The sequence below is a fragment of the Paenibacillus polymyxa M1 genome, from assembly GCF_000237325.1.
Lineage (GTDB): Bacteria > Bacillota > Bacilli > Paenibacillales > Paenibacillaceae > Paenibacillus > Paenibacillus polymyxa_C.
Map to the genome: position 1 here is coordinate 4,648,420 of NC_017542.1, position 24,566 is coordinate 4,672,985.

Consider the following 24,566-nt stretch of genomic DNA (forward strand, 5'->3'; position numbering starts at 1 on the left):
GGAGGGCGCTAGCCATGGCTTTCAAAGACAAACTGATCGATGGTCTCACCTCGGTGGCAAATGCAATTAACAATTTTAAATATATAATAGCAATCAAATCGGCTTTTATCACCTTAATGCCTGTTATTATTGTGGGTGCCTTTGCTGTACTGATCTCCAATGTGGTCATGGACCCAGTCAATGGTCTAGCCCATTTTAAGTCATTCTCATTCCTGGCAGAGTACAAACCGATTTTCTCAAGCATTAACTATGCCAGCTTGAATATCCTCACCATTCTAGCTATTTTTATGATTGGTCTGGAGCTAGGAAAAATTAATGGAGAGAAAAATCTTTTTCCTGGTTTACTTGCCCTCATCTGTTTTATCTCTGTGACACCAACCACAATCGAGCTGATGGTTAACGGAGAAATGCAAAAAGTAACGGACGTCATCGCCCGTCAATTCACAGACACCAAAAGCTTGTTTTTGGGTATTTTCATAAGTATCCTATCCGTTGAGCTATACAACAAACTGGGCAAGTCCGATAAGCTAAAGATTAAAATGCCTGAAAGTGTTCCTAGCAATGTAGCCGTTTCTTTCTCCGCACTCATCCCTTCCATTATTACGGTAACTGTTTTCTCGATGCTTGGATTCTTTTTTCATAAATTTACGGGGCTCTACCTGTACGATGCTGTCTATAATGTGGTGCAACAACCTCTGGAGACCATAGTCCAAGGGCTGCCAGGTATACTGGTACTCATGCTGGTTGCGCAAACCTTCTGGGTGATCGGTATTCACGGAAACCAAATGGTAAAGCCCATCCGTGAACCTCTGCTGCTTGGAGCGATTACGGTCAACATGACTGCATATGATCAAGGGCTCCCCATTCCGAACATTATTACGATGCCTTTCTGGGATGTATACATGAGTATTGGAGGTTCAGGAGTTACGCTGGCCCTTTTGATCAGTATTATGATCGCTTCCAAGCGTGAGGATATGAAGGAAATTACCAAGCTTTCACTTGGGCCAGGTCTGTTTAATATTAATGAGCCTGTCATTTTCGGACTTCCAATTATGCTGAATCCATTGATGGCGATTCCTTTCATTATAACTCCACTCATCACAGGAACAATTGGTTACTTCTCGACGTTGCTTGGATTCGCAGGTAAAGCTGTCGTTATGGTTCCGTGGACTACACCGCCTATTATTAATGCCTACCTGTCTACAGGTGGAAGCATTGGCGCCGTTGTAACGCAGATTATTTGTATTATGGTAGCCATTATCATTTATTTTCCGTTCGTCAAAATTGCCAACAAGCGAACGACTGAATAATGCGCTACTGTAGAGATACACCCGTAGAGGATCGCCTTGGGGAATCTATAGAATGAAAAGGAGAAGCATGTCATGGCTAAACACACAATACAAATTCCGCCGAATTTTATTATGGGAGCAGCGGCTTCCGCCTGGCAGACAGAGGGTTGGAGCGGTAAACAGGAAGGTCAAGACTCGTATCTGGACTTATGGTACAAAAATGACCGCTATGTCTGGCACAATGGATATGGACCCGCAGGTGCAACCGATTTTTATAATCGTTATGCCGAGGATATTGCCCTGATGAAGCAGATTGGGCTAACTCATTATCGCACTTCTATTAACTGGTCCCGCTTCTTAACGGATTATGAGAATATTGTGGTGGATGAAACCTATGCGGATTATATGGGCAGGGTCATTGACGAGTTGATTGCAAGCGGAGTCGAGCCGATGATTTGTCTGGAACACTATGAATTACCTGCTTATTTGCTCGACAAATATGAGGGCTGGTCTTCCAAGCATGTGGTAGAGCTGTTTGTGAAATATGCGGAAAAGGTGTTTGAACGGTACGGGGATCGGGTCAAGCACTGGTTTACGTTTAATGAGCCCATTGTTGTACAGACTCGCGTCTATCTGGATGCGCTTCGCTATCCCTATGAACAAAATACGCGGAAGTGGATGCAATGGAACTATAACAAAACGCTGGCTACCGCGAAGTGTGTACAGCTTTTCAAAGCCAAAAATTATAGTGAGAACGGGGCTAAAATAGGGGTTATTCTGAATCCCGAAGTGACCTATGCCCGATCCAGTGCCCCTCATGACCAGTATGCAGCACATGTGTATGATCTATTTTACAATCGAGTATTTCTGGACCCGCTTATTAAAGGCGAATACCCGCAAGAATTGTTCGAGCTCATGAGCAAGCATGATATTGCCTTTGAAGCTACGGCGGAGGAACTGGCCTTGATTAAGGAAAATACCGTTGACATCGTTGGAATCAATCTCTATTATCCCCACCGGGTCAAAGCGCAGAGTAAAGCGTGGAACGAAAACATTCCTTTTCACCCCTCTTACTACTACGAGCATTTCGACCTTCCGGGTAAAAGAATGAACAAGTCACGGGGCTGGGAAATTTATCCTAAAATCGTTTACGATATGGGAATGCGTATCAAGAACGAATATAACAATATCGAGTGGTTTGTTGCGGAAAATGGCATGGGGATTGAAAATGAAGCTGTTTTTAAAAATGAGGAACACATCATTCAGGACGACTATCGCATTGACTTTATAACTGAGCATTTATACTACACGTTACAAGCCGTAGCAGCAGGCTCCAACTGTACAGGTTATATGCTGTGGGCCTTCACAGACAATGTTTCTCCTATGAATGCTTTTAAAAATCGCTATGGACTGGTGGAAATTAACCTGGAAAATGATCGAAGTCGGCATTTGAAGAAATCCGGCTACTGGTATCAAGCTGTTATCAAGGAACGCTTGTTTGTTGCTAATCTGGATGAAGAGTATAAGTAGTTAAAATAAATTTCTGGAGGCGCTCTTGATATGAAAAAAATCATTCTAGCATGCTCTGCGGGGATGTCGACATCCATTCTGGTTTCCAAGATGAAAAAAGAAGCCGCAGCAAGATCCATAGAATTGAACATCGAAGCGATCCCCGAAAGCACTATTAAGGAAGAGCTGGAAGGCATGACAGAGCCAGTGATTGCTATTTTACTCGGACCTCAGGTGCGAATGCGTAAAAAGCCAGTAACTGAAATTGCAGCTCCCTATGGCATCCCTGTAGATGTTATTGACACGTTGGCTTACGGTAGAGGAAACGGTGCGGCTGTCCTCGATCAAGCCTTCAAGCTGGCTGGCGAGAACCTATAATTTCTGTTCAAACTGAAAAGAGGCTGAGAGTTCCCTCAGTCTCTTTTTTTGATCCTCGCGCTCGTTAGCCCTAGATGCCTTCTTTGTCTGTGCCCATACTGCTCACGTACGTTTCCTTTAGACCGGCAGAGATTCCGTATAGCGGTTCCCAATGAAGCCAATGTCTGGCGACTGCGTTGCTCAGACAGCTATGGTGAATGTCTCCCGTCCGCGCCGGTGAATACACAGGCCGCACAGACGAACCGTGCAGCTTTAGTAAATCATAGGCCAGCCGATTGATGGACGTCGTTCGTCCCGTACTTACATGCACTGTGCGTTGATCCGCTGCATGTATAGCCGCCATATTGGCTCGGACTACATCCTTGACGTACACAAAGTCACGGGTTTGCGTCCCGTCGCCGTGAATGAGCAAGGGGCTGCCTTTTTTCAGCCGGTCCATAAAAATAGCGACTACACCGCCCTCTCCCTTCGCGGCCTGGCCGGGGCCATACACATTTCCGTAACGCAAAATCGTGTAGTTTAAGCCATACAAGCGATAAAAAAGCCGAATATACGATTCTGCGGTCAGCTTGGACAGCCCGTAGCCTGAAATAGGCTCCACGGGATCGTCTTCCTGAATACATTGCTTTTGCAGCTCTCCGTATACGCCGGATGTGGAGGCAAATATGATTTTCGATACACCCGCTTCACGACAAGCCTGCAACAAATGAATCGTCCCCAGCACATTCACATCCGCATCCTCATCAGGATGATGAATGGAATGCTGCACATCAGCCTGTGCAGCCAAATGAAACACAATGTCCGGGCTTTCCCGAATCAGCAGCGTCCTGGCTTCAGAGCTGCGAATATCTGCAATATGCATGACCGCGCGCGGATCTACATTTGCAGCATTCCCGGTCGTCAGATTATCCAGCACATGTACTCTGATGCCCGAGTCAGCAAGCGCACGTACCAGCTGGGAACCAATAAACCCTGCTCCCCCGGTGACCAAAGCCTTCACTAGTGCCCCTCCTTTCAAACCTGAACGGGTCGGCGCTTGGGCCTTACCAGCAACTACGGAGACAGATGCATCCCTCACGTTGTTATGACAGCATGACAGGCCCATATGTGCTCCCCTCTTCACATTATTTTATGCGTTGCTCCATAGCTTGGCGCAGGCGCAAGCACACACAGGCACCAAAAACGATCATTTCACACGCATGAGTGCTCACATAAAAATTCAAACTGTTATATATGACTACCTTGCAATGAATAATACATGGGTGGATGGTCGTGTCGACAGATCGACATTGCTCATATAGTAAATTACCTATCCAAAGGAGGTGACAATCATACCCGAGAAGTGCATAGGGTATGTAGCCCGTGAGCGTAAAGTCTAAGGTTATGTTATTCTCACATATTTGCCATCCGGCTCGAATGTCGGGTGCCGAGAAATGGCTACTTTTTTTAGCTAAAACCCTTAGCGAGCAATATGAGGTTGTGCTGGTTGTTCCCTGTTGCGGCATGCTGTCAATAGAAGCAGAAACTAAGGGGATACGTATAGCCATTCAAGATTCTCCACTGCTATGGTCTTTGTATGAATCATCGCCAGCTATGCATCAGGAATTTGCAAAACAAGAATCTTCTAATTACTACCAATCCCTATTAACACTTCTGCACGTTCACAGGCCGGATTGGGTGATGGTTAATACATCGGTTAATGCATTGCCTGCGGCTGCGGCAAAAAAAGCAGGCATTCCCGTTGTTTGGATAATAGACGAAATCTTGTATCCAGGTGTGCATCAGATTGATGCAGTACGGATGGTAAATCATTATGCAGATTGGATTATCGGTATATCGGAAGCAGTACTTGCACCTTTTAAGAGTTCAATAGTTAATAATAAAAATAGGCTTATATATCCTTCTTGGAATGATGCTGAATTGCACCCTGAAAGGTGGGAGGAAAATCGTCGTTGTCTGAGGGGAGCCCATAATATCGGCGACCACGAAACGCTAATAGGGCTCATAAGCGGAATGATCTCCGTCCATAAAGGAATTGATCAATTTATCTATATGGCCGGTATGCTAATGTCACACTTTCCTCAAGTAAAATTTCTTATTGCCGGAAGTCCAGAAATAACAGAATACTTCAATAAATGCAAAGCATTGGCGTATTCAACATTAGATCCATCTCGCATTATATTTCATTCGTTCGAAAGCCACATTGAACAATTATACCCTGCGCTTGATATCGTAGTCGTACCTAGCATGATTGATGAAGGATTTGGAATGACTGCTCTTGAGGGGATGATATTCGGCAAACCAGTAGTTGCTTATGACTCAGCAGGACTTGGTGAGCTACTCAAAAATACGGGGAATGAGAAGTTTTTAGTGCCTAAAGGTGATGTGGGCGGACTTTGGCAAATAGTTGTTGACCTCCTTCAAAATAAAGAGCGCATGTTGGAAATAGGAACTAAAAATCGCAAGGCATCCATAGAATCTTTCGGCATAGATATATTCCAAAACCGGTTTAATAACTTGCTTCAGGAAATTGACGCTGCCGTTTATGGTTTGAACCAGCAATAAAAAGTTCAATCCAGGTATTCCGAACGTTCTCTTTTAGGATTTTCACCAATTAGATCATAACGTACATCTGAGCACTCTAATCTAAAAAAGGGGCAGTTACATTAATGAGATGTAAATTGCCTCTTTTTCCTTTAAATAAACTCCCCAAAATGAAGTACCACGGGCAATCGTCCACAATTATGAATTCGTTTTAACATACCGTATGGTGGGGAGAAAGCACATGAAGATTGCGGGGTGAGGAAACGTGGAATCGTTGCCGAAAGTGAGTGTCATCATTCCCTTTTTCAACTGTCCGTACGTAGATCAGGCTGTAGCCAGCGTCTTAAATCAAACTTATCCGAATATCGAAATTATTGTTGTAGATGATGGGTCAACTATGCACCAGGAACGTTTGATCCCTTATATGGATCGCATTTATTATCTAGGAAAGATGAACGGCGGCACGGCAACTGCGCTCAATTATGGTATACAAATGTCCACCGGAAAGTATACTGTTTGGCTTAGTTCAGACGATATGTTTTATTCGACCAAAATTGAACGTCAAGTGAATTTTATGGAGCAACATCAAGCGGAGGTCAGTTTCACTGATTATCATGTCATTAACAAAGCAAACGAGGTAATATGTCGCAATGCAACTGCCAAATTTACGACAGTACGTTCCTTTATTGAGGCATTTTCTTCCTACTGCCCGTTAAATGGCTGTACGGTGATGATGAAAAAGGATTATGTTCGTAACATTGGATACTTCAATGAGAAGCTGTTATACACTCATGATTATGATTTTTGGATTCGTGTAGTATTGAACCATACAGAATTTCACTATTTAGATGAGCCTCTCACTGCCTACCGTCGTCATGAACAAATGGGTACGGTCCAGCATTACCAAGCTATTGTACAGGAATTAGAAACCATCAGACAGACATATCAGAACCAATTACAAGTGGTTCTGAATACTCTTTAAGGAGAGAATTTTATGCTGGTCAGTATCGTTATCCTTACGTTAAACAACTGGAAACTAACAGAACGGTGTCTGGATAGCATCGTGCGCTACACTACCATTCCTTACGAATTGATCTGTATTGACAATGGATCGACAGACGGTACTCAACATCAACTACGTCGTCGGGAGAATGTACGTTTAATTGAGAATGAAACTAACCGTGGATTTGCAGCAGCTTGTAATCAAGGTATTAAGGCATCTATAGGGGATACTATTCTCCTGCTCAATAATGACACGATGGTATCTCACCATTGGCTGGAAAATTTAATTCATGCACTTTTTAGCTCAGCGGATATTGGCATTGTCGGTCCTGTGTCCAACATGGTGATGCCAATGCAACGCCTTCCCATGTCCTATTCAACCACAGAGACATATCATGAATTCAGCAAAAATTTTAATGTCACTAATCCCTCACTTTGGCGGGATACGACGGCTTTAAGCGGATTTTGTATGTTGTTCCGTCGTCAATTGATAAGTCAGATCGGGTATTTAGACGAAGCATTCCCGGGAGGTGGCTATGAAGATATTGATTTCGGGTATCGGACACTAAAAAAGGGATTAAGGCTCCTTATCGCAGGAGACAGTCATGTCCATCATGAGGGTAACGCAAGTTTTACACATAATTCAATCGATATAGTTGAATGGGGACAGAGAAATCGCCGAATATTTCTAAGAAAATGGAATTTTAACCCTGAACGCCTCATTTATACATTAGATGAATACTTTTTCCCCGGACAGTTTGCTGCGGGGCATCCGCACCATCGACCTAAGGATTCTTCCTTACCTAATGGAATACTCATTCGAGATTCCAAAGGAAATATTTATCAAATCGAGAAAGGACTGAAGCGGCCTGTCGAGTCGCTCGATACTTTTCATGCTCTTCATTTTCGTCTTGATCGGGTAATCCAGCTGTCGGATAGCACGGTGACCAGCATCCCCGACGGCAAGCCGTTACTGCATAATGGCCAACTTCGAGAGCATTTCCCAGCGGTTTACATCGCCAGAGATCCCATGAACGGTATGCACCTGATCAGCCATGGTCTGCGCTATCCCTTCCGCGATTTCGAATCGTTCCGTTTGCTGGGCTATGAGGTCAACGAATCGATTCCTCTTTCATTCGCGCAGCTGGAGACTTTCCCTATTGGTCCACCTATTGATACCAATGTTTTCGAAGAGCATGAGCTGATCGATTACCGGTTGTATATGGGCCCGGATCACGGACTATATTATGCAGAGGGCGGATGGTTGCGACCCATTCCCAGTAAAAGAGAGGTCCATGTGTTCAGATGGCATACACAGCCTCCTATTCCCCTTCCGACGGATGTATTTAACCGAAGCCCACAAGGTCCAACGATCGTGGCTTTATGATGATTAAACTACAGGCTGGTTCTTTATAGAACCAGCCTGTAGTTTAATCATCTTTTCACGACATACAGCGGTAATAAAAGCCGATGGGCAATGTTAATTGCGGGTACTGGACAAGCCGGGATTCCTTAATTTGTACTAAACACCTCTATATATTAACACACTCTATTACTACTCTTTCTTCATATATTGGTATTACAAGGAGGTGAAAAATATGGCCGTTTTTTCGTTAGGAGCCGTTGAAAACCTTAATCCAGATGGTAGTTTCCATTCGAGTTCTGTTACACTACGTATCACTAATACAACAGCTCTTCCACTCACTCCCATCGTTGTTACTGCTTATAGCGCACCTGGTAGTGCACCAACAGGTACAGTGGCAGTACCGTATTTTACAACCACATTTGCCTTGGGTGCACCAAGGGCAGTAGTCACACTTACGATTCCTACTGTAGTGCCAGCATATCAGATCAACGTTTCATCTCCAGCCGTAGCCGCCGCAATTATCAGTGATATTTCGATTGCGGCGCAAGGAAGAGACGCTGCTGGCAATTTCGTACCAGAGCATGCCTTCCCGTTCGGCGATTGGGCAGTAATTGCTACTGTATAACGGGTTGAATCATGATAAAGGTATTGTTTTCCTAACTAACATGGTCTCTCTCCCTATCATCATTAGTCATTTGTAATTGGCCTGTGAATCTGCGTGCTCTACACAGGCACTGCAGGTCACAGGCTGAAAATTTTTCAATATTCTGATTTGTACTACATAGCTGCAAATCTGTTCAGCAGCTCAGTTAAGCTGGTTCTGTAGCGTGCCTGGGTAATTAAGTATTCCTGTTCAATGACGTGTCGATGCTTGTTCGTTCCCATCTCATCATGCCAGCGGTAGTTTACCAGCAGTTCGTTTAAAAAAGGAAACTCGTATCCTGCCAGTATAACTCTGTACCACATATCCAAATCGTGGGTATACGTCAACAGCTCATTGAACAACCCTATCTGCGTAAACAGTTCTTTTTTGAACATAACCGTGCATCCGTTTACCGGGTTACCTTTCAGAAAAAAACGGTAAAATTCCTGTATCGACGGAAGTACCGGTCCCGCCTGGTATCTTGTGATTTGGCTGTATTCATTGATTGTGTTGAAGTTGGTGTGAGAAATATGTGCACCTTGCTCCAGCATAAAGGAAACCTGATTGTTAATTTTATCCTTGTGGAAGGTATCATCCGAGCTGAGCCACGCAATGTATTCACCGTTGGCATGTCGGATGCCGTGATTAAGTGCACTGGCCGTCCCACCGTTTAATTTACCTAAATAATAGATATATTTACGGTAAGGATGAAGCATTTCAGTATGTGTGGTTGAACCATCATCGACGACAATGATTTCAAGCGGGCCGTAGGTTTGCTCCAGTGCGCTTTGCACTGCCTGATCGACGTACCTGCAGTTATAAAACGGAATTACGATCGTTACACTCGGTCTCATCTCGTTTCTTCCTTTCTGGCTCGACTGTAGCCAATCATATCCTTCAGTGATTGCCCTAACGGAATGGTTGGCATCCAGCCCAGTTCCTCTAGTTCCTTTGGCTGATATACATCCGTGGACGCCTCTTCTGTCACATCTCCCCATTGTATGGCAACAGGGGTGTCTGCCAACGCAATCATACGTTCTACGATATCCCCCAACTGCATCATCTTGCCTGAGCAAACAGGGTATACACGCCCCGGAACACCTCGCTCCAGTAGCACGCTATACGCTCGGACAGCATCGCGCACGTCCAGAAAATCTCGCAGCGCATGCCGTGAAGAAACCTGAAACGGAGTCGGTGCAGAAACGGAAGCAAGGGCAGGGGGCTCTACATTCTGCACGTCTCGCACGCTCTGCTCGGTCCGTGCGATATAGCCTGCCAACAGTGCACAGAAACCGGTGGAGGGACCCGGGCCGATCAGATTGCAAGGCTCCGCCAGCATGACGGATTGATCGAACAGCGCACCCCACGAAAGCGCGACTGCCTCTTGAAGGCTTTTGCTGAGGCTGTACGGGTGCGGAGGATAATACGGTGCCTGCAAAGCCGTCTTTAGGCGAGAACCCGCCACTACAATTCGGACTTTTGGGAAAGGGCGCAGTACATCCAGCAGATACAATGTGGACAGTACATTGGATTCCATGTACAGCAGTGGACTTTGCCATGATTCAGGCACCGAATTTTTACCGCCCAGATGAAGCACATAATCCGGTGCAATTTGGCGGATTACTTCGCCAAGACGTTTCTTATCAAGCAAATCACATACATAAGGCGTGATACAGACGTGAGTGCCGACATCCGGACTAGGATACTCATCATCTCCAGCCAGTGAGGTCAGCTTTGATGCGGAAGCGGCAGTGCGAGTCAGCGCCGCCACCTCCCAGCCGAGCTGTGCAAAATAGAGGCAGGCGTGCATCCCGGTATAGCCTGCCGCTCCGGTAATGACTATGACAGGCCGACGTTGTTCCGCTGTGCTTCTGTCCATTCCAGCAGCTCCTTCAGCATGATGCTGTAGTGAGGAACATCGTAGAGCAGATCGGCCCGGGTAGAACGAAGCGTCCGATCTTGCACCGGCTCATCTTTCGGCACGATCCGAATATCCTCCCTCTTCCAGATGTCTTTGAACAGCAGTAGCAAATCATGTTTACTGATCGGTTCGGGGTGAACCAGATGAATGAGTCCGTCTAGCGGCTCATTCATAAGCACCTGTATCGCTTTAGCCAATTCCAGTGTCGTGACCCCGTTCCAAAAGACGCGGCGATATCCGTCAACATCTCCGCTCTGCTGTAAAAACCAGTGCAGCAGACCAATGCCTTCCCTCCGAATTTCCGGACCGATAATAGAGGTACGAATAGTCAGATGCCCTGCCGCCTTTACTTCTCCGAGTATTTTCGTCACAGCATAGGCGCTTGTCCCGTCAGGCTGATCCGTCTCCTTGTACAAACCAGGAGCACGCTTTCCCTCGAATACACAATCCGTGCTGATATGAATGAGTCGGGCACCGATGCTGTCCGCCGTCCGCCGGAGAAGATGCGGCAACAGTCCATTGATTTGGTATGCTGTAATCTGATCCTCCCCGGCATACTGATTCAGCACACCCACCGCGTTGATGATGACGTCTGGCCGCACACTGCGAACCAACTGCTCCACCATAAAGCTGTCTCTTACATCCAGCAGCAGACCGCCTTTATTTTCGGGATCACGGGTGGTATAGAAGACGTTATGCCTGCCCTGATTTTGAAAATAATCGACCAGGACATGGCCCGCCATGCCGTTACCACCCAAAATAAGCAGCTTCATTTAATGAACCCCCCGCTCCGGAGGATAGTTCGAATTTCCTCTTTTGACATCAGATTAAACTCCGAGCTAAAGCTGCTGAATGATACCGGAGGACACTGACTATAACGATCTCTTAATTGGGGGATGTTCAGCGTTGGGAGAATGACCAAATATTGCTCGTCATACACAACCGTTGTCAGGCTTTCAAAGTTACTCATCAAAATCTCATGAATTTTTTCGCCGGGACGGACACCTTGCTCTACAATTTCTACGTTTTCCACGCCCGAATCTTCAATGAGCACCTCAGCCAAATCCAAAATGCGACAGGTTGGCATGGTCATGATAAAAATTTCCCCGCCGACACTTTCCACCGAAGCTTTGAACAGGAGACTGATCGCATCACGCAGGGTCAGGAAAAAACGGGTCATTTTCATATCCGTAATAGAAACCTTCCCCTTTTGGCGAATCTGGTTTTGAAACAGATGCACTACGCTTCCGTTTGTGCCCAATACATTACCGCCTCGTACCGTCACGAACCGTGTATCACTATTCAGCAGATTGGCGTAGACAATCAATTTTTCTCCAATCGCCTTGGTCATACCGTAAAAATTGGACGGATTCGCGGCTTTGTCAGTCGATATATATATAACTTTCTTTACCTGATTGGCGACAGCGGCCTCAATCACGTTTTGGGTGCCTACGACATTGGTTTTGAGTGCTTCATAGGGCTGATCCTCACAGACAGGTACGTGCTTGAGAGCCGCCAAATGAAACACATAGTCCACACCCTGACAAGCGGTAACCAGCGCGTCCTTATCCCGGATATCTCCAATACAGAAGCTGAGCCGTTCATCCTCAAACTGCCTGTTCATGGCAACCTGGCTCGATTCTCCACGTGAATAGATAATGACCTCTTTGGGGTTACGCGGCAGTAACTGGGTAACCAGCTCATGCCCCCAAGAGCCGGTACCGCCGGTAACCAAGATACGTTGGTTTTCAAACATGCCGTTTCCCTCCAAGCAAAAATTTGACTACCTTATCCGATACATCTTCCGCCAGATAGCCTGCGGGACACTGCCACTTATGGTTCATCCCGGTCATTATAGCTACCGCGGTTGCTATAACCTCGCCATCAAGACCGGACACGATATTGCTGCCGCAATCTACCGTTTCCGGCCGTTCGGTCGTACGACGCATCGTGACGGTCGGCACCCCCATGACACAGCATTCTTCCTGTACGGTGCCGCTGTCCGTCAAAGCGCAGCGGGCATGCCGCTCCAGCAGAACGAAGTCAAAAAAGCCGAACGGCTCGTGAAATTCTACCAGCGGATCAAGCTGGATCGGCGGGTGGCTTGCGATCCGAGCGGCGGTGCGGGGATGGATACTGCAAATGACCCGCTGCTCGAACTGCCGGGCTACCCGGTTAAGACCATCCAAAATAGCCAGCAAATGTGGCGGATGGTCGACATTTTCAGCTCTGTGGGCAGTGACCAAGAAATATTTCCCCGGCGACAATCCTAACTTTTTCAAAATTTCGCTTCCAGATATCTCTTTCTCATAGTGCTGCATGACTTCATAGATCGGATTTCCAGTCAGTATAATTCGTTGGCTTGGAAAGCCTTCACGTAGTAGGTGCTGCTTGCTTTGCTCTGTATAAGGCATATTAATGGTAGAAATCGCGTCGATGACGCGCCGGTTCTTCTCCTCCGGCACATCCAGATCATAACAGCGGTTCCCAGCCTCCATATGCACAACTGGGTAACCCATACGTTCCGCTAGCAGGGCACATAAGGCGCTGTTCGTATCACCGAGCAATAGTACATGATCTGGGCGTTCCTTGTTTAAAATGTCCTCCATCTGCGAGTACATGGCAGACAGTTGTTTGCCCAGCGTTCCCGCTTTCTCCTGAAGCACATAATCCGGGGCGCGCAAACCCAGCTCGCGGAAGAATTGTCCGCTCAGGCTTTCCGTATAATTTTGGCCCGTATGCACAAGCACATGTTCATCTGCATAGTGGTCCAGCTTCGGAATAATCAGGCTGAGCCGTATAATCTCCGGTCTTGTGCCGAGCACGGTCAATATTTTCATGGTTTTGGAACCCACCTTTGCTGTCGTTGTTTCATTGAATTGTGGAGTTCAATGAATAATAGCCATCCAGCAGACTGGCTGTGCTCCGACTTATCGTTCATCTCAAGCGGTCCGGCGTATTTCACCCGGACCGTTGTTTGGAATGCTGTCTGGCCTTGAGTGTGACTCGCTTCTGCTTGTGCGCTTTGGATCGCCGTGACTGGAGCTTGAATTTCCGCTTGAGCTTCTGTCTGGACTTGGATTTTCGATATAATGGGGACCCGTGAATTTTCTTGAGACGGCTTCTGCCAGCGCTTCTCTTATACCTGCGACTCCGCAGTCTGGTATGCTTGTGGCCCTTTGGGCATCTTGCCCGAATACTACGCTTGCGGCGAGGCAACTCAGATGGTGGCTCAGGCAAAGAGGGGACTGGTTGTGGCAAACCCTGAATGGCTGCATATTCGATTGGCGGCAGACCCAGCACTGGCAGTTGATTAACGACCGATTCGGGAAATTCTCGAACGGTGTTGAGATAAGCCTCCGGTATTGCAGTGACCTGACGCAGGCCTTCGCCTTCCCTCGTCCATACCGGACCACCCGGCTGCTGAATCAACGGGAACCAATGCGGATGATGACATACCCATTGACTGACCATGACGTGCAGACTGCTTCGGTAGGAATCAGGTCCGTAGACACGCGTAGCCGCACTGTTGTTACGCACACCAATTCGTTCCGCTTCCTCGGAATGATCGAGCAGATAGCCTACTTTTTGCGCCAGCATATCGCTGTTGCCTGGCTCTACCAAAAAATCTGCATTTCCGGTCGCCTCCATTAATTCCACAAGTCCGCCCTGCGCAAAGGCTACGACGGGCTTGCCGTACACCAGACCCTCCAGAGCCGTCATACCAAAGCCTTCCTCCACCATACTAGGGATCACCACAATATCCATTGCGCTATAGGCTGTTGAAACGGATTCCTCGAATGAACTGAATTGGAAGCGGCGGCTATAACGAGACTGGCGAATCAAAGAGATACATTTTACGTAATACTCGGAATCCACTGAGCTACCGATGATCCAGAAACGGCACCGCGAATTGGTTTCACACAGCTTTAGAGCCATGTGGACAAAAGGCAATAGCCCTTTGGCTTCGTAGATAAAGGAAGAAATATAACCAATGCAGATATGAAAATCTCGCAGTCCCAGCTTTTCACGTTTCCTTCTCCGTTCCAGCACATACTCTTTGGGAGACGGCATATTCATATCCCGGCAAGGAGGCAACATCGTATGCGGACGTGTCAATCCCCCGCCATGCAAAGGGCGCATAACAGCCTGCGAAATGCCAATGACCCACTGGCTATAACGCTCGATAATCGAAACAGAAATCGGCGTATGCGCATTCTGGTTAATGACCTCGGTTATTTTCCAGATAACCGGGATATTAAGCTCTTGGGCAACCATTGCGGGCATGACGTTCACACAGGTATTGACCAGCACCACATCAGGTCGAGCATGCCGAAGCATCTGGTGCAATGGTGCATACGCCACATGGTTCCGCAAATTCTCCGCATCCTGCGCCAATCCCTCATAGGGGGTATACATGCCATGCAGCATGAACAAATTCTGAGTCTGTACAGCTATCCCGCGCTTGCGGGCCATTGAGGTCAGCCGCCCTTCACCAGGCGTTACGAGAATGCAATCGAAATACGTACGCATGTCTAGACAAAAATGCAGTAGCAGCTTTTCCGCCCCTGTAATGCTGCGGACGTTGCTGACATGGCTGAATAGCATCATTTTCGGCTTGATCGGAGTTCACCTCCTTTAAAATAGCAACCATCGTCATGTGTATCTTATGGGAAGATGATCGATAGCATTTGGTCAATCCGGTGACCATACGTGTGCTCCCGCAGGGTTCGTTCCAGAGCACGCAGAGCAATCTCACGGCGCTCCTTTTCATGCGTCAAATAAAACTCAACCTTCTCCAGCAGTTCCTGCTGAGAACTGTAAGTTTCAATCTCTTCCCCTGGCTTGTAAAAACGAGCCAGATCGTCTCTTGTATCCGTCAGTTGCAACGTTCCGCTGGCGGAAATTTCAAACGTGCGGGGATTTGGCGAAATCCCCGGAATTTTCAGTGAGTTGTTGTTCACCGAATCATCCTGATGGGAACGATGAAGATTAATTACGATTTTGCTGCCGTTATACGTATCATTGGTCTCGCCCGGAGACATCCAGCGGCCCAGCTCAATTTTGTCACCATACGACTGATAATCCGGAAGACGATCCCACCAGATTCCATTGATTTTAATGTTGCGGGCCATGAGCTGCGGCATAATCGGATTGAAGAAATAGATGCGATTCCAGTAGGCTGAGCCTGTAAATCCAATCTCACGTCGCACTGAAGCAGGCGAGCTGAGTGGAAAATAGTGAGTCAAAAATGCCCCGAATGGCAAGTAGTGCACCGACGTGCAGCCCAATTGACGATACAGTTCTATACAGTTCATTTCTAAGGTGAACACATAATCATAATTCGTCACCATTTTGGTCGTCGTATCGGTGTAATAGGGATCGTCCGTCAGCCAGATGGCAGTGGGAATGCCCAACTGGCGTACTGCAGCAACCTGCTCTAACGGTAGATCCATCCCATCCAGTGCCAGCATCAGATTCGGACGAAGCTGAGCAGCAATATCTCCTACCGGCTGGCGCGGGTCTGTTACGGTAACCTGAGCCGTCATGCTCTGCAATGTGGTAATGACCGCCTCATCCAGCGGAGAATACGGAAGGCCTTTGCCCGAGACGACATACAGTACATGGATCTGTCGAAAAGGGAACGTTGCTTTTGTTCGCGAGACAATCGCGTTAGCGCGTCCGCGCAGGTATCCCTCGTCGTATCCGTCATGGATCCCCGCAGCTCTCCCCTTCTCCCAGGAGGCCGCCGCCGTCTGGTGAACAGCTGGGTCATACGGTCCTGTCGTAGATATCGTCATCACTTTCACTCCTCACTGTTTATGGTGTTTACTTTAGGCCATCGCCTTGTCCAGCAATTCTTCCATACGATTCGAGTACCTATGCTTTTGCATGGTGGTGTGCAGTGCGCGCCAAGCTATGCGTTCGCGTTCCCAGTCATGCTTGAGATAATAGTCCAGCTTCACTTTCAGTTCCTCTGCTCCCGAGAAGGTCTCAATGTCATAGCCTGGTTGGTAATAACGGCTCAGATCCTTCCGCACATCCGTCATTTGAAGCGTCCCGCAAGCAGAAATTTCGTATGTCCGAGGATTGATGGACTCCGCTGACAACTGATGTGTATTCCGATTATCCAGTCCGGGGTCTGTCGGGCGGTGCATATTGATGACAATTTTGGAACCGTTATAATATCGAGCGGTCTCTTCCGGCTCCATAAAACCCGGACGGATAAAGCGTTCCAGCACATCCCGCCGGGTCAGCCGATCCCAGTGCCCACCTACGATCAGCACTCTTTTATCCGCCAAGAAGGGAGCAAGGTAGTCAAACAGCTTCACACGGTTCCAGAAGGCATTTCCAATGAAGCAAATATCATGCTGATGTTCACGTTCTACCCGCCGGGGATAAAAGATACGGGCTGACACAGCAAGCGGCATATAGTGGACCCTCGTTACTCCCTGATCACGATAAAACGGCAGACAAGAATTTTCATGCGTAAAAACGACATCGTAGGATTGACAGATCAACGCCGTATCCTCCGTAAAGTAGGGATCATCTACAAACCATATGGCCGTCCGAATGCCCATGGCTCGTATTTGTTGTACCTGCTCCAGATGATCGTCCGGAAACACATGCAGCCCATTCATGACCAGTACGAGATCTGGACGGTGAGCCTTAGCGTCAGCCAGCATCGTGGCAGGAGTACCGATGGCGCACGAGCTGCATATTTGGCTTAATGCCTCTTGCACACCTGTGTCTATAGCTACGAAACCTTGCGGAATATACAACACTTTCAACTGGCGAACAGCAGGTTGTATTGCCACGACCTGTGACAGAGCAGCCGTGCAACCGCCCATTCTGCGTCCTTCCCGATAGCCGCATCGGTATGCTTCGCGTTCATTTCCGCTTCGTTGATCATTCACATCCTTCACCCTGTCCTGTTGTAGGATAAACTTCTGTCACTCCTAAACTATATGCACAGGGGTCAAACGCATCATGGACGACTGCCACTGCCCGGACAAAATTGGCGTTTGCCCGTCCAACTGCCCAAACGCAAATAACCCCGAAGCTGCTAGGCTTCGGGGGGTTAACCGTAATAGATGATTTTCATAGTTTACTGTGCCTTGTAAGCGACCTGGTGGCCATCTTCATAACCTTTGGCAAAGCCTGAATTGAAACCCTCATTGTAAGCAGCATCATATCCCTGCTGGAATGCCTGCGGGTCATGCTCTAATGCAACAGGAATGGGCTGTGGGTTCTCCGCAGAAGGAGCTGCGGCCGGGTTAGCTTGAGGTTTTTTCCGTCGCCGCAGAAGAGAACGTCTTCTACGTACTGAATTAAGCCCCCTTTTACGGCGTCTAAGAGCAAGCAGACGTCTTCTTCTCCGTTTTAATCTACGAATGCTAGAACGCCGGGCATCTTTACGTCTTTTGCGGGCTTTGTCTCGAGCTGTGCGTTCCCACCTTGTACTCATTTTCATTCCTCCTTTGTTTTCTCGTCTTGGTTTCATTTTTTTGAACAGGCACATGGAGCCATGGCTTCGTTGGTTTCCCATATACCTGTCTTCTTAAAGGAATACCCGCCAACATTTTCGTGATTTCTCCCTGGTAGTTGCTGAGTATACGGATGGTCTCTTCCAGACGGGGAGCCGACATATCCGCATGGGGCGTCAAGTCCGCAAGACTGGTCAGCATCCGGGCAACGGCGTGCTGGCTGGCAGCAATAGACTCCATCATATCCAGCTTAATCTCACGTTCACGCCTCATGCTCATTAGTTCATATCCCCCGAGCCCATGCCTCCCATCATCCCTTCCATTCCGCCACCCTGCTGCTCATCCTGGTCCAGCAATGCTTTGAGATTACTGCATAGTCCAGTCTGAAGCCGGGTTAATCCCTCCAGCATTTCCACCATCTGCTCGTGAATTTCCAAAGGCCGTCCCAACTGCTCTTCATCGGTGTCAAATGCGTGAGGCGCCAGATGGTTCAGCGTCCAATTGCGCATTTTTTCTGCTTCGACCGCCTTGGCCTCCAGAATCATAGACACATTCCGCTGCATCTTGGAGGCTGCGTCCAGCATGTGAATCATTGCTTTTTCCCTACTCATGTGTTCACTCCCTCCCCTCGATTGTTACACTACTCCTCTTCCGGGTATGCCGTCTCCTTCACGACACGAACGAGCATTTCAGCCATTGCTTCCTGAAGGTCGGCAATACCGTTCAAATAGGCAACAATGCTTTTGTTTACTTGTCCCGAGCTATCAATAATGCCCGGAATTCCATCAAAACGCGGCTCCTCATCCGGCAGTTCATGTATGATCTGTGCCATGCGCACGACCACCTGCCGTTCCGCATCCAGCAGCCTCGACATCTGCTGCTGCGAGTGCGAAATATGGATCAGCAAATCATCTAACTCGTTATGCATAAGCCCCTCCTTTATGTGTTCCGCCGTGCGGAACGCACGAAATACCTACGGGCTTTCCGCTACTACAGCGTATGCCGCAGCGAGTAGTCGGTTCCGCCTAAAAAAGCCTATTCGATCATCACAAATGTCCTTGTAGCACTGGTGGAGCAATAATAGGTTGCTTCTCCGTCAATGCCGACAATTCTTCGGAGGACAAAAACTGAATTGGATAGTCCTCAGCCCGCCAGCTCATCACAGCGTAGAGGGTCAGAAACGGTCTTTTCCAACCGTTGCCGATTTGGTACAGTTGCCCACCTTCAGCATACAGTAACTCGATCCATCGCTTGCGTTGAGCCGGGATATGAAGTGTGGGCAACATGGACATGTTTCCCAGCTCAGGAGCCGCCAGCACAGGCAAGGGTTCCTCATGCGCCACAGCTACAGGGGGGGCATCAGCGGCGCCGGACACCATCGCCTCCGGCTCATCTGCTAAGGGAAGCGCCAATAAATCAAGCTGAGACACTCTAACGGGATGCACGTATTTACCTCCCGCAGCACTGGCTTCATGCAGCAGCCGCCTACTTCCCGGCTCTATCCGAAATACTGCGCCGGACGGTCCCTGAACAAGCGCTCCGACGGGATAAAAGCTTGCTGCTGATAAGTGTGCTTCCTTACTTGATAATCCTTGGCCGTCTGGCTCTGCTGTTCCAAATTCCGGGTGGTGGAACAGCTTATCCGCGTCCCCCCACTTTTGGACAAAAAAGGATCGGTTCCGGCTTCCTTCCTCCGTTGAACCGATTCTTTCGGTCGTTTGAGGAAAACCATAAACCGTATCCCGATCACTTTCTACAAAATGGATAAACGCATCTCCGGCAATTGTCATACGTATCCCCAACAAGCGTACGCGCAGCAACCAATCTGCATGGGCTTCCTCAATACTGTGGCACCCTTCATCCCAGTATCCCGTCTTTACCAAAGTTTCTCTACGTAGTAGTAGACAAAATGCGGCCAGGCTTTCAGTCTCTCGCCATGCATCCGGGTTGGGAATATTATGGGCCATGGCAAATGGACGCACTTCATTTTTATTCATATCAGGAACCTCAACCTGCTGTTCTCCGAATGGACCATTCGTTACAGGACCGACAACTCCCATACGCGAATCGCTGTATAAACAGCTCATCAACCGGTCCAGCCAGCCAGGAGTCACCATCGAGTTTGGGTCCAGTACGACAATAGTTGTACCTTTTGCCATCATCAGTCCCTGATTCAAACTGCCGATCATCTGAACATCCTTTGTTAACAGCGCATAGCGTACAGCGATGCTTTTACGGAGCAAATAGGTAGGTGTCCCGTCCGTCGAGCCGCAGTCTACCACAATAATTTCGTGAGGATGGCTCGTATTCTCCTCAATATGGTGAATGCAAGCACGGAGCTGTTGAAGCTGATTACAGGACGGAATGATAATACTTACGCCTTCAAAAATCTTGCCGAACGAAGCCTGCCCCAACTTCCTGCCTTGTTCCTGGCCCCTGTTATATCCTGACCAATAGCCCTTCTTTCCGAGCCGTTTGCTGTGTTTCCTTTGCGTACTCAGGCGTTTCATGCCGTTCACTCCTCCGGGTGGCATTATGCCTATACTATATGCCTGGCCCGGCTGAATGGTGTTTCAGTGAAATCAAGGTAGAAGTCCCTTCATTTTCACTCCAGCTTCCTGAAGGGAATCGAAGGTTCCTGCGTCGCTCCAGTAGCGCCGTAAAATATCGTATTCCAGCTTGCCTTCAGCAGCATAACAGTTGTTAACATCGGTGATCTCAAGCTCACCACGTGCCGAAGGCGCTATTTCCCGGATCTTATCAAATACGGCAGTATCGTACATATAGATACCCGTAACGCAATATTTGGACTGGGGATGCTGCGGCTTTTCTTCAATCCGCGTAATACTCTCCGGGCGCTCGGGATCAAACACGGGCACCCCGTAACGACGGGCATCTGCCACCTTTTTCAGCAAGACCCTGGCGCTCCCCGGTGGCTGTTGTTTGAAGCGTTCGATGACAGGTCCCAAGTCTTCCTTGAACAAATTATCACCTAGCAAAACAGTGAACTTCTCTTCTGACTGCATGTAGCTTCTTGCCAATTCGAGTGCTTCCGCAATGCCGCCCGCTTTTTCTTGAATTCGGTATGTCAATTGGACACCATAATTACTGCCGCTGCCTAAAAAATCAGTGTACAGTCCGGCCGATTGTTTACCAATAATAATGAGCATATCGGTAATCCCCGCTTGCCGTAGCCTTTCGATACCATATACGATCATGGGATACTTGCCGACTGGAAGCAGATGCTTGTTGAGTAATGTAGTCAACGGATGAAGACGCGACCCGGTTCCTCCTGCGAGAATAATCCCTTTCATATCTTCCTTCCTCCTTCGACAGCATGTTCAGTGCATGGGATCGCAGCGTTCCCAGTTTCAATGAACATTCTGGGATCTATGCTCCATTTTTCTATAAATAATCGATAGTTCCGCTCGATCAGCTCTTCGAGCCAAGAAGTTTCCGAGCGCGAGAAACTCGCATTTCCCTGGTGATAGACAAAACAGTCGTTGCACATGAGCAGCTTATAGCCATGTACGCGTGCACGCAGACAATAATCGTCATCCTCATAATGTCCGGGGCTGAATCGTTCATCCAACCATCCAATCCGTTCCAGCAGCTCACGCCGGAACAACAGACAAAACCCGACTAGCCGCTTGACCTCTTGCCATCTGGAGGGATTGCTTACATTATTCTGCTCCGCATATCTCAGACAGCTGGCGAAATCTCCTTCTATTCCATGAATCTGCTGAATACCGCTGATGTAATTCGTCACCGGTCCCACCAGTCCCACTGTGCTTTCACTGTGCAAAGCAGCCAACATATTCGATAGCCATCCCCGTGTAACCGTCACATCATTGTTTAAAATGACGAATTGATCGCCCGAAGCCAGACGGAGCCCCATATTACAAGCTGCCGGAAAGCCCCTGTTTTCAGGAAGACGTATGCTGATTAGCCGCTCGGATGCACAAAAATCATCCGTCCCGTCATTCGAAGCGTTGTCCACAACAATAATTTCATACGGTGCATCTATCGTATGTGTTCGAATCGCCTCGATACACGGCTTTAATAAATGAAGGCCATTATAAGTCGGAATAATGATGCTCGTCAGACTCATCGTGCATTCCTCCCTTTGGCAACGTCTACCCGTGTTGGAACAGGCCCGAGCGGAGAATACCCGGCTACCTGAAACACTGTCGTCAGCGCCTCTGCATGATCGCCGATGATTAACTGCTCCATAGCGTTCCCTTTCCCGACATTGAAGGTCCGCTTGCGATTTGTTTTAATCACATCGACAGCATGTACTGCTGCCACGATCATGCCATGCAGAATCGCCATCGCGTGGGCCTTCGGCGGTACCGCAAGCACAGCTGGCCCAAGTTGATTCAGCACACGTCGTGATAATGCATGCGGTACAGCGGTCAATGAGCTTGCTCCAAGATCCGACCTGCGCAGTACTCGGTTCAGAAACCCTTTGCACCGTGTTACGCTGTCCTGCTGGGTATAAGGAGGCAAATGTCTGCCCAGATCATTAAGCGCCACATCCGTTCCCTGATCGACCGCTTGAAGAAAAGGCAGCAAATCAGACGCTGGGATCGGCAAATCTCCGTCCACGAACAGCACAATATCAGCCTGCGTCAGACGTGCGCCTATCGCACGGCCAACATCATGCCCCAGGCGATCCGGTACGTCAACGAGAGTCGCACCAGGATGACGTTTGGCTACGGCGGAGCGCGTACCATCCGTACAGCCGTTCAATACAACAATGATATCCGCAAGCGGAAGTTTCTCCAGCTCGCCCAGTACCCGGTCAATCGTAGCCTCCTCATTACAGACGCTGACCACGGCTGCTGCAGTCCCCTGCAATACTATATCACTGGGGGCTTCACGTTCCTCGGTCAGATTGACTTCGGGTATTTCTTGCGCCCGAGGGGTGGGTTTTCTCACCCGGCGGCTATGCATCGAAGCCGTCGTTTCTCGTTTTCGCTGTACACGTCTTAGCCCCCAGCCCGGGTCTTCACGCTTTCTTCTGCGATACGCTCTAGTCACGTTTTCACCTCATCTCTGATCCGTTTGCGCTCCAAATCCGTATATCCCGCACGTGCTCCCAGACGTGATGTAAGCCAGGCAATGGCATCCAGGTGATCCTGGACAATTACACCTGCCAGCGGGTCCTTGCCGTTCTGTTTTTTACGTGTTGCGTTCATTCTACCGACAGCTATTCCATGTACAGTCACCACTCGCAACCCGGAGACGATGGACATCACTTGAAATAGCGGAGGTTTTTCCAAGGACTTTAGACCTATTTCCTTTAAAGCCTTTTGACTTATGGCATGTGGAATACCAGTCATAGAGGCTCCCCCTAAATCAGCACGATTCGACAAGATATTCAATACATGCTTTGCCTCAACTACAGGATGTATGGGCGTGCGATTCACAGGTCCATGGTAATCATTCAGCACCACATCCGCTCCTGCACATACGGCCTGTATAAATGGCCGAAGTCTGACGCAGGGAATGACGATATCACCATCCAGAAAAAGCAGGATCTGTCCGGATGCTGCCTCCGCTCCAATACGACGGCCAACATCATGTCCGAGCGGTTCCGGGAAGGAAAGTACACGAGCCCCCGCCGCCGCAGCTACCTTCGCCGTTCTATCGTGTGATCCATTCTCAACAACGATAACCTCTGTTTGTGGATGGACATGGCGCGCTTCGCGAATCACAGCTCCGATTGTTCTTTGCTCATTCATGGCCGGAATAATGACAGATACGAGAACCTTTCCCACTGATGGCGGTTCAGATGGCCGCGCTCCGCCGATCTGTGTCCCTCTCTCCGTATCGAGAACCTCGCTCTTATCAGGGGTTATCGGCTTCTTATCCATGTTCGGCATTCGGAATGGCAGCCACATCTTAGAATGATAGTAAGCCCTGGAATGCCTCCTCCGATTGATCTTGAATCCAGCTCTTCCACGCTTTTTCATGCTCCCGTCTCACCCCCCTTGCTGCTGTATAGATGAACAGCATGATTAGGACAGTTCAACATAACCTATGCGGTCCAAACGCCGTGTGTAACGGCAAGCGTGGAGTCTTTTCGACACAGCAATTTTCGACTTTATTTTACAAAACTTATTATTCCTATTAAATAAATGAGTTTTTAGGGTCTAAAGAATCATTTTGGATAAATTTGTTACATAGATCTTCTCGTCCGTCATTCTCTGTGCTAATATCAGAGCCAGATGATGGGAGTTCGAAAAATCAACTTTTGTTTTTTTTGCATAAGGCAACTTTTTTCCATTATCCGCTTTTATTCCACTATCTTTGTATACGACAGGAAGGGAGGAGTTTGTTACCTTTTTAGGCTACTTGCTTCAAATGCAGTACCCTCTTTTCACGCACGCTTCATGAATAACACTTCGGTATTTCTCTTCAT

25 protein-coding genes are annotated in these 24,566 nt (G+C 48.2%); 7 read left to right on the forward strand and 18 right to left on the reverse strand.

The genetic code is table 11. The annotated features are described in order from the left end of the window. Positions 1-14 precede the first annotated feature (14 nt). The 3 genes from PPM_RS20920 to PPM_RS20930 all read left to right on the forward strand — a co-directional run bounded on the left by PPM_RS20920 (position 15) and on the right by PPM_RS20930 (position 3,176). Positions 15-1,310, forward strand: a complete 1,296-nt coding sequence (locus PPM_RS20920) for a PTS sugar transporter subunit IIC (protein WP_013372813.1) — start codon at positions 15-17, stop codon at positions 1,308-1,310. A 72-nt stretch (positions 1,311-1,382) separates the two neighbouring features. Beyond that, positions 1,383-2,819: a glycoside hydrolase family 1 protein gene (locus tag PPM_RS20925; protein WP_013372814.1), complete on the forward strand. Its 1,437-nt coding sequence runs from the start codon at positions 1,383-1,385 to the stop codon at positions 2,817-2,819. Positions 2,820-2,849: 30 nt separating this feature from the next. Next, complete coding sequence (locus PPM_RS20930; protein ID WP_013372815.1) at positions 2,850-3,176, forward strand: PTS sugar transporter subunit IIB; 327 nt, start codon at positions 2,850-2,852, stop codon at positions 3,174-3,176. A gap of 70 nt (positions 3,177-3,246) precedes the next feature. On the opposite strand, the gene PPM_RS20935 is transcribed toward PPM_RS20930, so the two are convergent. Then, on the reverse strand, positions 3,247-4,176 hold the full coding sequence (locus PPM_RS20935; protein ID WP_013372816.1) for an NAD-dependent epimerase/dehydratase family protein: 930 nt from the start codon (positions 4,174-4,176) through the stop codon (positions 3,247-3,249). Between the two features lie 362 nt (positions 4,177-4,538). On the opposite strand from PPM_RS20935, the gene PPM_RS20940 reads away from it, so the two are divergent. The 4 genes from PPM_RS20940 to PPM_RS20955 all read left to right on the forward strand — a co-directional run bounded on the left by PPM_RS20940 (position 4,539) and on the right by PPM_RS20955 (position 8,713). Then, a complete protein-coding gene (locus PPM_RS20940) occupies positions 4,539-5,741 on the forward strand; it encodes a glycosyltransferase family 4 protein (RefSeq protein WP_016324682.1) in 1,203 nt (400 codons plus the stop codon). A gap of 244 nt (positions 5,742-5,985) precedes the next feature. Further along, entirely contained in the window at positions 5,986-6,702 is a 717-nt protein-coding gene (locus PPM_RS20945; RefSeq protein ID WP_013372818.1) for a glycosyltransferase family 2 protein, read from the forward strand. 12 nt (positions 6,703-6,714) lie between these two features. Next, positions 6,715-8,109, forward strand: a complete 1,395-nt coding sequence (locus PPM_RS20950; RefSeq protein ID WP_013372819.1) for a glycosyltransferase family 2 protein — start codon at positions 6,715-6,717, stop codon at positions 8,107-8,109. Positions 8,110-8,320: 211 nt separating this feature from the next. Beyond that, positions 8,321-8,713 carry a hypothetical protein gene (locus tag PPM_RS20955; protein ID WP_043886042.1) on the forward strand — a complete coding sequence of 131 codons (393 nt, stop codon included), beginning with the start codon at positions 8,321-8,323 and terminating at the stop codon, positions 8,711-8,713. 152 nt (positions 8,714-8,865) lie between these two features. Here PPM_RS20955 and PPM_RS20960 read toward each other — a convergent pair whose 3' ends face one another. The 17 genes from PPM_RS20960 to PPM_RS21040 all read right to left on the reverse strand — a co-directional run bounded on the left by PPM_RS20960 (position 8,866) and on the right by PPM_RS21040 (position 24,117). Continuing rightward, positions 8,866-9,585 carry a glycosyltransferase gene (locus tag PPM_RS20960; RefSeq protein ID WP_013372822.1) on the reverse strand — a complete coding sequence of 240 codons (720 nt, stop codon included), beginning with the start codon at positions 9,583-9,585 and terminating at the stop codon, positions 8,866-8,868. Further along, positions 9,582-10,610: an NAD-dependent epimerase/dehydratase family protein gene (locus tag PPM_RS20965; RefSeq protein ID WP_013372823.1), complete on the reverse strand. Its 1,029-nt coding sequence runs from the start codon at positions 10,608-10,610 to the stop codon at positions 9,582-9,584. The genes PPM_RS20960 and PPM_RS20965 overlap by 4 nt, the downstream gene beginning before the upstream one ends. Beyond that, positions 10,571-11,425: a dTDP-4-dehydrorhamnose reductase family protein gene (locus tag PPM_RS20970; protein ID WP_013372824.1), complete on the reverse strand. Its 855-nt coding sequence runs from the start codon at positions 11,423-11,425 to the stop codon at positions 10,571-10,573. Before PPM_RS20970 ends, PPM_RS20965 begins: the two co-directional genes overlap by 40 nt. Continuing rightward, the gene (locus tag PPM_RS20975) at positions 11,422-12,408 is read right to left on the reverse strand and encodes a polysaccharide biosynthesis protein (protein ID WP_013372825.1); all 987 of its coding nucleotides are present in this window, start codon (positions 12,406-12,408) and stop codon (positions 11,422-11,424) included. The genes PPM_RS20970 and PPM_RS20975 overlap by 4 nt, the downstream gene beginning before the upstream one ends. Beyond that, positions 12,401-13,492: a non-hydrolyzing UDP-N-acetylglucosamine 2-epimerase gene (wecB, locus tag PPM_RS20980; protein WP_013372826.1), complete on the reverse strand. Its 1,092-nt coding sequence runs from the start codon at positions 13,490-13,492 to the stop codon at positions 12,401-12,403. Before wecB ends, PPM_RS20975 begins: the two co-directional genes overlap by 8 nt. 121 nt (positions 13,493-13,613) lie before the next feature. After that, positions 13,614-15,263, reverse strand: coding sequence for a glycosyltransferase (locus PPM_RS20985; protein ID WP_016324683.1), 1,650 nt, complete (start codon positions 15,261-15,263; stop codon positions 13,614-13,616). A gap of 56 nt (positions 15,264-15,319) precedes the next feature. After that, entirely contained in the window at positions 15,320-16,453 is a 1,134-nt protein-coding gene (locus PPM_RS20990; protein WP_013372829.1) for a CgeB family protein, read from the reverse strand. Positions 16,454-16,486: 33 nt separating this feature from the next. Further along, a complete protein-coding gene (locus tag PPM_RS20995) occupies positions 16,487-17,578 on the reverse strand; it encodes a CgeB family protein (protein ID WP_013372830.1) in 1,092 nt (363 codons plus the stop codon). A gap of 182 nt (positions 17,579-17,760) precedes the next feature. Further along, on the reverse strand, positions 17,761-18,120 hold the full coding sequence (locus PPM_RS30260) for a hypothetical protein (RefSeq protein WP_043886044.1): 360 nt from the start codon (positions 18,118-18,120) through the stop codon (positions 17,761-17,763). Beyond that, complete coding sequence (locus tag PPM_RS21005; protein ID WP_013372832.1) at positions 18,068-18,418, reverse strand: hypothetical protein; 351 nt, start codon at positions 18,416-18,418, stop codon at positions 18,068-18,070. The genes PPM_RS30260 and PPM_RS21005 overlap by 53 nt, the downstream gene beginning before the upstream one ends. Continuing rightward, the gene (locus tag PPM_RS21010; RefSeq protein ID WP_013372833.1) at positions 18,418-18,750 is read right to left on the reverse strand and encodes a hypothetical protein; all 333 of its coding nucleotides are present in this window, start codon (positions 18,748-18,750) and stop codon (positions 18,418-18,420) included. Before PPM_RS21010 ends, PPM_RS21005 begins: the two co-directional genes overlap by 1 nt. Positions 18,751-18,779: 29 nt before the next feature. Next, the gene (locus PPM_RS21015) at positions 18,780-19,067 is read right to left on the reverse strand and encodes a hypothetical protein (protein WP_013372834.1); all 288 of its coding nucleotides are present in this window, start codon (positions 19,065-19,067) and stop codon (positions 18,780-18,782) included. 118 nt (positions 19,068-19,185) lie between these two features. Continuing rightward, positions 19,186-20,649: a glycosyltransferase family 2 protein gene (locus PPM_RS21020; RefSeq protein ID WP_013372835.1), complete on the reverse strand. Its 1,464-nt coding sequence runs from the start codon at positions 20,647-20,649 to the stop codon at positions 19,186-19,188. Between the two features lie 72 nt (positions 20,650-20,721). Continuing rightward, a complete protein-coding gene (locus PPM_RS21025) occupies positions 20,722-21,453 on the reverse strand; it encodes a sugar phosphate nucleotidyltransferase (RefSeq protein ID WP_013372836.1) in 732 nt (243 codons plus the stop codon). After that, a complete protein-coding gene (locus PPM_RS21030) occupies positions 21,450-22,250 on the reverse strand; it encodes a glycosyltransferase family 2 protein (protein ID WP_013372837.1) in 801 nt (266 codons plus the stop codon). The genes PPM_RS21025 and PPM_RS21030 overlap by 4 nt, the downstream gene beginning before the upstream one ends. Continuing rightward, positions 22,247-23,182: a glycosyltransferase family 2 protein gene (locus PPM_RS21035; RefSeq protein ID WP_013372838.1), complete on the reverse strand. Its 936-nt coding sequence runs from the start codon at positions 23,180-23,182 to the stop codon at positions 22,247-22,249. Before PPM_RS21035 ends, PPM_RS21030 begins: the two co-directional genes overlap by 4 nt. After that, a complete protein-coding gene (locus PPM_RS21040) occupies positions 23,179-24,117 on the reverse strand; it encodes a glycosyltransferase family 2 protein (protein ID WP_016324685.1) in 939 nt (312 codons plus the stop codon). The genes PPM_RS21035 and PPM_RS21040 overlap by 4 nt, the downstream gene beginning before the upstream one ends. Between the last annotated feature and the right edge of the window lie 449 nt (positions 24,118-24,566).

What these genes read in the sequence shown, in the direction of transcription:
- PPM_RS20920 (WP_013372813.1), top strand. Translation starts at nt 15, where the DNA reads ATGGCTTTCAAAGACAAACTGATCGATGGTCTCACCTCGGTGGCAAAT.
- PPM_RS20925 (WP_013372814.1), top strand. Translation starts at nt 1,383, where the DNA reads ATGGCTAAACACACAATACAAATTCCGCCGAATTTTATTATGGGAGCA.
- PPM_RS20930 (WP_013372815.1), top strand. Translation starts at nt 2,850, where the DNA reads ATGAAAAAAATCATTCTAGCATGCTCTGCGGGGATGTCGACATCCATT.
- PPM_RS20950 (WP_013372819.1), top strand. Translation starts at nt 6,715, where the DNA reads ATGCTGGTCAGTATCGTTATCCTTACGTTAAACAACTGGAAACTAACA.
- PPM_RS20955 (WP_043886042.1), top strand. Translation starts at nt 8,321, where the DNA reads ATGGCCGTTTTTTCGTTAGGAGCCGTTGAAAACCTTAATCCAGATGGT.
- PPM_RS20960 (WP_013372822.1), bottom strand. Translation starts at nt 9,585, where the DNA reads ATGAGACCGAGTGTAACGATCGTAATTCCGTTTTATAACTGCAGGTAC.
- PPM_RS20965 (WP_013372823.1), bottom strand. Translation starts at nt 10,610, where the DNA reads ATGGACAGAAGCACAGCGGAACAACGTCGGCCTGTCATAGTCATTACC.
- PPM_RS20970 (WP_013372824.1), bottom strand. Translation starts at nt 11,425, where the DNA reads ATGAAGCTGCTTATTTTGGGTGGTAACGGCATGGCGGGCCATGTCCTG.
- PPM_RS20975 (WP_013372825.1), bottom strand. Translation starts at nt 12,408, where the DNA reads ATGTTTGAAAACCAACGTATCTTGGTTACCGGCGGTACCGGCTCTTGG.
- wecB (WP_013372826.1), bottom strand. Translation starts at nt 13,492, where the DNA reads ATGAAAATATTGACCGTGCTCGGCACAAGACCGGAGATTATACGGCTC.
- PPM_RS20985 (WP_016324683.1), bottom strand. Translation starts at nt 15,263, where the DNA reads ATGATGCTATTCAGCCATGTCAGCAACGTCCGCAGCATTACAGGGGCG.
- PPM_RS20990 (WP_013372829.1), bottom strand. Translation starts at nt 16,453, where the DNA reads ATGACGATATCTACGACAGGACCGTATGACCCAGCTGTTCACCAGACG.
- PPM_RS30260 (WP_043886044.1), bottom strand. Translation starts at nt 18,120, where the DNA reads ATGAGTACAAGGTGGGAACGCACAGCTCGAGACAAAGCCCGCAAAAGA.
- PPM_RS21005 (WP_013372832.1), bottom strand. Translation starts at nt 18,418, where the DNA reads ATGAGCATGAGGCGTGAACGTGAGATTAAGCTGGATATGATGGAGTCT.
- PPM_RS21010 (WP_013372833.1), bottom strand. Translation starts at nt 18,750, where the DNA reads ATGAGTAGGGAAAAAGCAATGATTCACATGCTGGACGCAGCCTCCAAG.
- PPM_RS21015 (WP_013372834.1), bottom strand. Translation starts at nt 19,067, where the DNA reads ATGCATAACGAGTTAGATGATTTGCTGATCCATATTTCGCACTCGCAG.
- PPM_RS21020 (WP_013372835.1), bottom strand. Translation starts at nt 20,649, where the DNA reads ATGAAACGCCTGAGTACGCAAAGGAAACACAGCAAACGGCTCGGAAAG.
- PPM_RS21025 (WP_013372836.1), bottom strand. Translation starts at nt 21,453, where the DNA reads ATGAAAGGGATTATTCTCGCAGGAGGAACCGGGTCGCGTCTTCATCCG.
- PPM_RS21030 (WP_013372837.1), bottom strand. Translation starts at nt 22,250, where the DNA reads ATGAGTCTGACGAGCATCATTATTCCGACTTATAATGGCCTTCATTTA.
- PPM_RS21040 (WP_016324685.1), bottom strand. Translation starts at nt 24,117, where the DNA reads ATGAAAAAGCGTGGAAGAGCTGGATTCAAGATCAATCGGAGGAGGCAT.